Origin of the sequence: uncultured Methanobrevibacter sp., assembly GCF_900314615.1 — an archaeon.
Classification (GTDB): Archaea; Methanobacteriota; Methanobacteria; order Methanobacteriales; family Methanobacteriaceae; genus Methanocatella.
On record NZ_OMWA01000019.1, the window covers coordinates 66,325 to 75,590 of the forward strand.

General features: G+C 30.1%; 2 protein-coding genes. One reads left to right on the forward strand and one right to left on the reverse strand.

Features of this window, described 5'->3' with window-relative positions; genetic code table 11:
* Positions 1-75: 75 nt before the first annotated feature.
* Positions 76-6,396 (reverse strand): Cna B-type domain-containing protein, encoded by a 6,321-nt coding sequence (locus QZN33_RS07310; protein WP_296790521.1) that lies wholly within the window; start codon positions 6,394-6,396, stop codon positions 76-78.
* 1,191 nt (positions 6,397-7,587) lie between these two features.
* Here QZN33_RS07310 and QZN33_RS07315 point away from each other — a divergent pair.
* Complete coding sequence (locus QZN33_RS07315) at positions 7,588-9,024, forward strand: transposase (protein WP_296790522.1); 1,437 nt, start codon at positions 7,588-7,590, stop codon at positions 9,022-9,024.
* The last annotated feature ends 242 nt before the right edge of the window (positions 9,025-9,266 follow it).

A 9,266-nucleotide genomic window follows, 5' to 3' on the forward strand; every position in this document is an offset into this window, starting at 1 on the left:
TTTCAAAAAAAATCAATCTGATTGATATCTAAAAAAAGAAAAAAAGTAGGAGTTAATTAAAACTCCTTTAAATATTTATTTTTGTTTTCTTCTGATTAATGGGACAAACAATGCTAACAGCAGTAATAAAATTGGATTACCTGTAGCATGTTTATCTGGTTTTACGTGTTTAGGTACATGATGTTTATGTGGAACATCCGGAACGCCCGGAACATCCGGAACATCAGGTTCCTCTTCAGTAACATTAGTAGTGTTACTACTTTTTACTGTTTCGTTAGTAAGGTTGTTACCTGCAGTTACATTATTAACCTTGAAACCAGCAGTTGTAGCTTCAAAGACAACTGTGAACCTTGCAGATTCTCCAATACCTAAAGTACGAGCAAGAGTAAACCTGCCGTCTCCTTCATCAATCCAATCATCGTCAGATTCCATGTAAAGATATTCAAGACCATCTGAATAATCATTATCGATTACATAAACACCAGTCAAGTCACAGTCACCTGTGTTTTCAACAATAATCTCGAATGAGACAATATCACCAACTTCAACCTTAGTATCGAGTGTGATTTTACGGACACTCATATCCGGATGAAGAACAGGTTCTGTTTGAATAGTGAAATTACCGTCAGTCGAAGTAATGTTGACAGTACGATTATTCTCAACAACACCAAGGGTATAGTTAATCAATTTACCGTCATGGTAAATAGGTAAATCATCGAAAGACAATTTCCAGTCATTACCTGGGAATAAAGTTGCATTAGCAACAGGAATACCATCAGCATATAGAATAATTTCTATTTCAGGTGTGCTGATTTTTTCTTTTTCTTCAGTGCTTCTCCAAACTTTTGTAATATTAATAACAGTTATGACCGGGACATGAGTATTGGTAACAATGAACTCATTTGCAGTCAGATTTGAGATTGCATATGTATAATTATTTGAAACATTAATCTCTTCAATACTGTAAACGATTACTTTGCCGTTAGAGTAAACTGGTAAATCAGCAAATGTGACTTTCCAGGAATTGCTATCACTTAAAACAGCATTGTCAATAACATTACCGTCAGCTAATAAAACAACACTAACATTGGAAGGTCTAATACCGTCCTGATTGTTATTGTCGTTCCAGACTTTAGTTACATTCACAGATGTAGTTTCAGGAACATGTACGTTAGTTATAATGAAACTGAATACTCCATTATTGGATATTACAGCTGAATAACCTGCTACATCTAACTCTTCAACTGAATACGCAATCACTTTACCATTATCGTAAACAGGTAAATCAGTGAAAGTAGCTCTCCAATTGTTGTTAGCATTTAATGTAGCTGTACGTACAGTATTGCCGTCAGCTTTTAGGACAACAGTAACGCCAGCAGATCTTAAACCATCCTGGTTGTTATTGTCGCTCCAGACTTTAACAACATCAACATCAGTTACAACTGGAACATGAGTGTTATTAACAGTGAAACTGTAAGCGGAATCACTAGACGCAACACTAGTATAATTAGCCACACTTACCTCTTCAACAGAATACACAATCACTTTACCAGCATTATAAACCGGCAAACCAGCGAAAGAAGCACTCCAACCGTTAGAAGCATTCAATGTAGCAGTACCCACAGCATTACCATCAGCTAATAAAACAACAGTGATACTAGCAGGCCTTACACCATCTTGATCATCAGCATCANNAGCATTACCATCAGCTAATAAAACAACAGTGATACTAGCAGGCCTTACACCATCTTGATCATCAGCATCATTCCAAACTTTAACAACACTAACATCAGTCACATCAGGAACATGAGTATTAGTAACAGTCCAATTACCTAAATCATCACTAGTAACATTAACAGTATAACCAGCAGGAACATCAGCCTCAACAACAGTATAAACAATCACAGCACCATCTTTCCTAACAGGCAAACCAGCGAAAGTACATTTCCACTCATTATCCTCACTTAAAACAGTACTATTAATCACTTTACCATCAGCCAACAAGACAACAGTCACACTAGCATTCCTAATACCATCCTGATTACCAGAATCATTCCAAACTTTAACAACACTAACCTCAGTCACATCAGGAACATGAGTATTAGTAACAGTCCAATTACCAAAATCATCATTAGTAACATTAACAGTATAACCAGCAGGAACATCAGCCTCAACAACAGTATAAACAATCACAGCACCATTATTTTTATAAGCTGGTAAACCACTGAAAACAGCAGTCCAGTTATTGGAATCATCTAAAACAGCACTGTTAATCTCTTTACCGTCAGCAAGTAATACAACAGTCACACTAGCATTTCTAATACCATCTTGATTCTCAGAATCATTCCAAACTTTTATCACATTAACAGTGACCGGTTTGAATACTTCAGTATTATTTGATGCCATTTGCTCTTTAGTAGCAACAGCATTAAGTGAAACATTGTTTACTAATGTACCATTTGTTAATGTTTTAAACCATACAGTGAAAGTTACAGTTTCACCAACATTTATTGGTGAGAAACGTCCAGCATATTCACTTTCAATTGATATTTTAGGGTCTTTTGCTAATATGTTATTTTTTTTACTAATATCATATTTAACAATTTCTGGAGTCATTACAGCCAAATTAAGTTCTTTAGTTAATACTTTAAAGAAAAGGCTGAGTGTTTGACTTTTGAGAGCTTTAACCTTATCATTGAATATGAATGTTTCACCATTTCTAACCAAAGCAGAATTGTCACATTTTACAAACTCTAATTGAGTTGAATCATAAACATTACGGAATTCTATATTTTCAAGAATAGAATCACCAGTGTTGTTTAAAATTACATTATATATAACAATGTCACCTACTGCCGGGTCTTTAGTATAAATGAATGTATTGTTATTTTTAATCCAAGTCTTATTGTCAGAATGACCAATGTATTCTAATTCGGTTGAATTGAAAATTTCATTTATTGTAACATTAACAAGAGGTTTATCGCCTGTATTGTTAATTGTAATATTGAATGCTACAGTATCATTTACATTAATAAATTCTGTTGAATTTAAATATGTTTTGTCCAGTTTTGGAACAGGAATCATACGGAACATGACTAAACTTTGTGAAGTTGGAGAAATCATAGAACTGAAATCATATTCAATAGTGACTCCGTTGATTTCTTTGATGAACTTTTCAGGCATTTTAGTTCCATTTCCGTATACTGTTTCATATAATTCTAAAACTTTGTGAACAACTGGATGTGTACTATTCCAGAATTCATGATCTGAGAATTCGTGAACAGCTCTGCTGTAATAATCTATAAGTGGAATTGGTTCTTTATGATTGTCTCTATCAGGGTAATCTCTGTAAGCTTCCGGATAGAAATCAATAGTTTGACCAGCAAATTTATATGCATCATCTGTTGAATTGAAGTAAGTGAATATTAAAATTTTAAGATAATCCGCAATTGGAGTACCATTTAAAATATTAACCAATCTGTCTAATGAATCATCTTTCAATCCGAGATGAGGGAAATTAGTATATCTTTCAACACACATTGCAATATAACTAGTATTGGTTCTACGTGTTGAATTACCAATGATATCATCTTGATTAATTTCAATGAGTTCAGTTGTTTGTACAACTGCATCATTGTTCATGAAAGTTGAATCATCTATTTTAGATGAGTAAGCGTGTACCGCTTCACCTACATTTGCCTTGTTATCTTTAAAGGTTGATCCAACAATGTCTGCATTAAGAGTTGCGATTGCACCACCGTAATTGACACAAGAGTTTTCTTCAAATACAGAATTTTGAATTAATTTTTTGGATTTAGGATAAGTGTAATCACAGGAAATTGCACCACCTGCATACTTAGCAGTGTTATTGTAGAAATATGAATTATTCATAGTACCATTAGGAGCATCCCAATAGACAGCACCACCTTTGTTTGCAGTGTTTTCAAAGAATTTTGAGTTATCAACGATACCATATTCCTCTAAAGCAAGAGCACCACCTAAGAAAAATGCATGGTTATCAGTGAATGTTGACTCATTGATAATGAAATTATTTCCCTTATCATAAACAGCACCACCTTCTGTTGATGCATTGTTTCCAGTGAATGTTGAATTATAAAGGGTACCATTGTCTCCAGTCCAGTGAATAGCACCACCATACCAACCTGCAACATTGTTTTCGAATGTAGAATATTCTACACTTACATTACTTCCTCCAATACGTACTGCTCCACCTGCAGAGAAATTACCATTATTGGATGCAATGTTGTCATTGAATTTAGAATTATTTATTGTACCATTATTACCAATCCAACTAATAGCTCCTCCGTAAGTGGATGATTGATTTTCACCATTTACATAGTTTTTATTAAATTCTGAGTGGTCAATTGTACCCTCATCACCTAACCAACATATTGCTCCACCATCAAATGAAGCTTTATTTTCGTTGAATTGAGTATTGTTTACAATTACATTTTTGCCTACGAAAACATCAATAGCCCCACCACTATAAGCGGTATTATAATTCATTATGGAATTGTTTATAATGGAATTGCCATAATAAACAAGTACCGCACCACCTTCAATTGCAGTGTTATGTTCGAAAAGTGAGTCATCTATTTCATTGTTTTCGCCATATAAACTTACAGCACCACCAGTTACATTAGCAGCATTGTAATAAAATTCACTTCCTTTTATTGAATTTCCTTTTGATTTGACATGAATAGCACCACCCACTTTATTCGCTTCATTATCTTTAAAGATTGAATCTAAGATAGTGTTATTATGTTCTTCATTCTTATATAATTCACTTTCATCTATGATAATTGCTCCACCTCTACCAAAATCAGTTTGAGAACCTTCAACTTCACCAATAGCTTTATTTCCAGCAAAAGTAGATTTTTCAATTATATTATTTTTTCCATATATTTCAATTGCACCGGCTTCATTTGCGTAATTCTGATTGAATTCAGAATTAGTTATAGTTGTGTTGTCAGCTGAGACATATATAGCTCCACCATAATCATCAGCACTGTTTTTAGTAAAATTTGTATTATTTACAGTTATTGAATTATGTATATATAATGCACCAGCGATATTTGCAGTGTTTTCATTAAAGTCACAATCATCGATTGTTCCGTTAAATCCTTGCCAAAAGATTGCACCACCATTTTTTTTCGCAGTGTTTTCATTAAATTTAGAGTTTTTAATTGTTCCGTTTTCTCCTAACCAATAAATTGCGCCACCATTATAGGAGTCATGCTTATTAAATTCTGAGTTTAATATTTCCACATTGTCCCCGTCTACACGAATAGCAGCACCTTCAGCTTGATCATCAATGACATAGTTTTCATTAAATTCTGAATTTAAAATCTTGTTATCATTACTATCTGTACCAAGATAAATTGCACCAGAAACATGTCTAGCAGAATTGTTATTAAATTTGGAATTATTAACTACACAACCTTCATTATCCATAGTAATAGCACCAGCTGCAACATCAGCATAGTTGTTTTCAAAGGTACAATTATCAACGACATTCCTAGCATGATACATATAAACTGCACCAGCAGTGAAGTTTGCGCGATTGTTTTCAAATGTAGAATTATGAATTAAATTTCCATAATTAAATAAATATACTGCTCCACCTGAAGTATTAGCAAAATTATTTATGAACTTTGAATTGTTCACAATATTATTTTGGCCATCAAAAAATAGTGAACCACCAAATTCTGCTTTATTGTTATCAAAAGTACAATTATCAATTGTGTTATCTTTTGAATTGGTTTTTAAATATATAGCACCACCACATCCAGTATGACTACTATCTCCATAGTTTGAATCATAAGCAGTGTTATTTATAAATACTGTATTTTTAATTGTATTATTATAACCCCATATAGTAACAGCACCACCATAGTCATTAGCACTGTTATCCTTAAAGGTACAATTATCAACAAGACAGTCATTACCCGTAATCAAAAGCATTGAATTATGATCCCCATTAATAAAACTAATATTATTCAATACTACATTACTAACAGTATTTGGTATGAATAATGAAGAAGCAGCATTAGCACCACTAATATAAAAACCATTACCATTAATAGTAATAGCATGAGGAATAGTAATCAAAGATTCAGCATCTGAATCTGAATACACATAATTCTTTTCAAGATTGATAATACTATTAGGATTGGAATCAATTAAATTCTGTAATTCCGTATAGTTTCCAATTTCACCGGTTTTAAGTGAATTTTGAGAATCAATAGTCTCTAATTTAATATCACCGTTGTTAGCATCCGCTAATAAAACAGAATTATCATTATCAACCATTAATTTTCCTTCTCCAGTCCCAACCAAAGTGTTATCTTCAGCTGCAACTGCATTCATAACCATTAATAATATAAAAATTATTATTAAAAAACTTCCTAGTTTAATTTTCATTATCTCCCTCTCGAATGAGAGCCAAATCAAGTATATAAACTAATCAAATAATATAAATTGTATTTATTTTAGTTAATGAAAACCTATAATATAATAAAATCAACTATCAACATACAAAAAACGACAAAAATATCCGATTAACCAAACATAACCATCATTTAAAGTACTAAGCCGAATAATACCAAACCATACAATTAAATTAAACATAAACATTTGATTTTTTTATTTATTTTAGATTTGATTTAACTCAATAAATCTCCAAATATATTATTTTAATGATCATTAAATTCTAAGAATTCAACTAATCATTTTAGCATAGTTTATTATTAATTAAACCACACGTTTAATACTTTATTGCAATAATAATGTATAATTATTTATTGCATATACATATATTTAATTCAATTAATATATAAATATGATTAATGAAAATGAAAATAATTTTCAAAAAATTATTGAATAAATACAAATATATTTAAAAAGAAGTTAATTTTAATGTTTTAATAAAAAAATAATGAATTTATTTAATAAATTGAATATAAAATTAAAAAAAATATAATAATTTTAACTTATATTGCCCAATTTCATATAATTTATCAATCCCATCCCAATTTAAAATAAAAATAAAGTAAAATAAATCAATCAAATATTCAAAATTAATTACAAAAAATGAACATTAAATAAAAGTAAATTAAATATACAGTTTTAAAGGAGTTTGTCAATAAATCCATTTTTTCGTAATATTTCTTGTTTTTAAATTTTAACTTGATATTTTTTCTTTATTTTGTGTTTTCTCAATTATTAATCTTTATTTTTTTATTTTAAACGAATTCATATTTTTGGAATTTTTGCAGGATTTTTTCCTAGAAAAAAATCTAATTTGATCAAGAGTTTTTCAACAATTTTTCTAACTAGAAAATTCTTTAAATTTTAATCAACGAATACTAATTCTTTTAATAACTTTAATTTACTTTAATATTTCTTAAAATTAAATATAAAAAGTTATAAATACTTTATAATTATTAAGTAGAAATTATTGCATTTAATTGAAATTTCAAGTAATTTCAATGAGTTTATTGCAAAATTTTTTAAAAAGTTGAAAATTTGTTAAAATTGAATATGCTCTAAAATATTTGATTTACGATGTCAGTAATAGAATTAAAAGACTATGCTGATGGAACTATCTTAAAAAAGCTAAAATGTGAGGAGGATTGTCCAAAAATGTTGTTAACGATTGTTGATTTTGCATTTTCAGATATGATTCAAAATTTAATGCATCAATTGGATTTGGAATTTGAATCTAAACGTGGACGTCCAGCATATCCTCGAACACTACTTTTAATAGTAGTTTTATACTGTTTTAGCATTGATATTTCCAATTATGCAAAAATGGAAGAAGAATGCAAGAAAAATAAATTTCTTTTAATTGCAACATGCGGATTAAAGCCATCACGCAATTCATTCGCTAATTTTTTAAATAAAAGTGATGCAAATGTAATAAAAAAAGTTTTTGTAGCCACATTGGTCTTGTTAAATGATTTACACTTCTTAGATTTTGTTAAATTGTTTGTTGATGGAACGGATATGCTTGTGAGAGCTTCCAAATATTACAAAATCACTAGAAAAGAAGTAAATGCTTTAATTAAAGTTCATGAATGGGGTTTATTGCATGAAAACACACCACAATCAATTAATCGCACAATCAATGGATTAAAAGAAAAATTAAAAATCAATAAAGATGATGACGAATTGTGTAAAACAATTAATTTGGTCTTAAAAAGGATAAAAATATATAATACTCGTATTTACGAAAAAAAGGACATTTATCTTAATATTATGAATGAAAGAAATAATGATGCTGTTTCAATTACTTTTCCAAGTACTTGTTGGATGAAAACAAAAAAAGGAAGTTATGATTTTGCTTTTAACCTGCAAGAAATCATGACTGAAAATCACATAATATTGACTGGAATGCTCTTATCGGAATCAAATGATAGAAAAACAATCAAATATGTTCTAAATAATATTTATGAAACAATTAAAGTATTTATTGAAATGCAAAAAGAATTTGGGGAGCGAAAAAACTATAGTGAAATACAAAGAAGAATTCGCGAACACCTTTTAATCGCAGATTCAGGTTATTTCTCCACAGAAAATCTCCACTATCTTTTTATCAATAAAGGACGTTTTATGAGATTAACAAAAGTAAAACCTATAAAACACAGGAAACCACATAAAGATGATGGTCTTCCAGACAATTGTAGGAAAAAACGGTATTTCTTTGAAACATATTCTTGCAAAGGATGCTCAAATATTGAAAACTGCAAAAATAAGACTTTAGTAATCCAATCTACTGACCTTAATTTCGAAATGACTGAAAGATTCTTGGATAAAAGAAGAAATACTCATTATTCTTCTCGTTTTTCACGAAGTGAAGGAATAAATGGATTTTTGAAAGGTGATAATGGAGTTTTGAAATTAATCGGAACTACAGATAATGCAGTAAACAACGAGATCCAACTAAGAAACACCATTTACAACCTTACAAGACTAATTAATCTCAAAGACACAGCATATTGAGCAAAGAATGCAAGAAAGAGCCCAATAATCCATCATTAAGATAGATTGTACGCCGCATCATAAACGACCATTTTTGAATCGAAACATAAAAATCCAAAGAATGGAAGTTCAATTTAATTTTTGAAATTCAAATTTAATAAAAATAACGATTGAAAACAACTCAAAACAAGAAAAAAATAAAAGAACCACAGAACTCTAAAATAAAAACTAAAACCAAATAAACTTAAAAATAGAAAAAACAA

Coding starts and splice junctions, on each gene's coding strand:
- QZN33_RS07315 (WP_296790522.1), top strand. CDS start 7,588: ATGTCAGTAATAGAATTAAAAGACTATGCTGATGGAACTATCTTAAAA.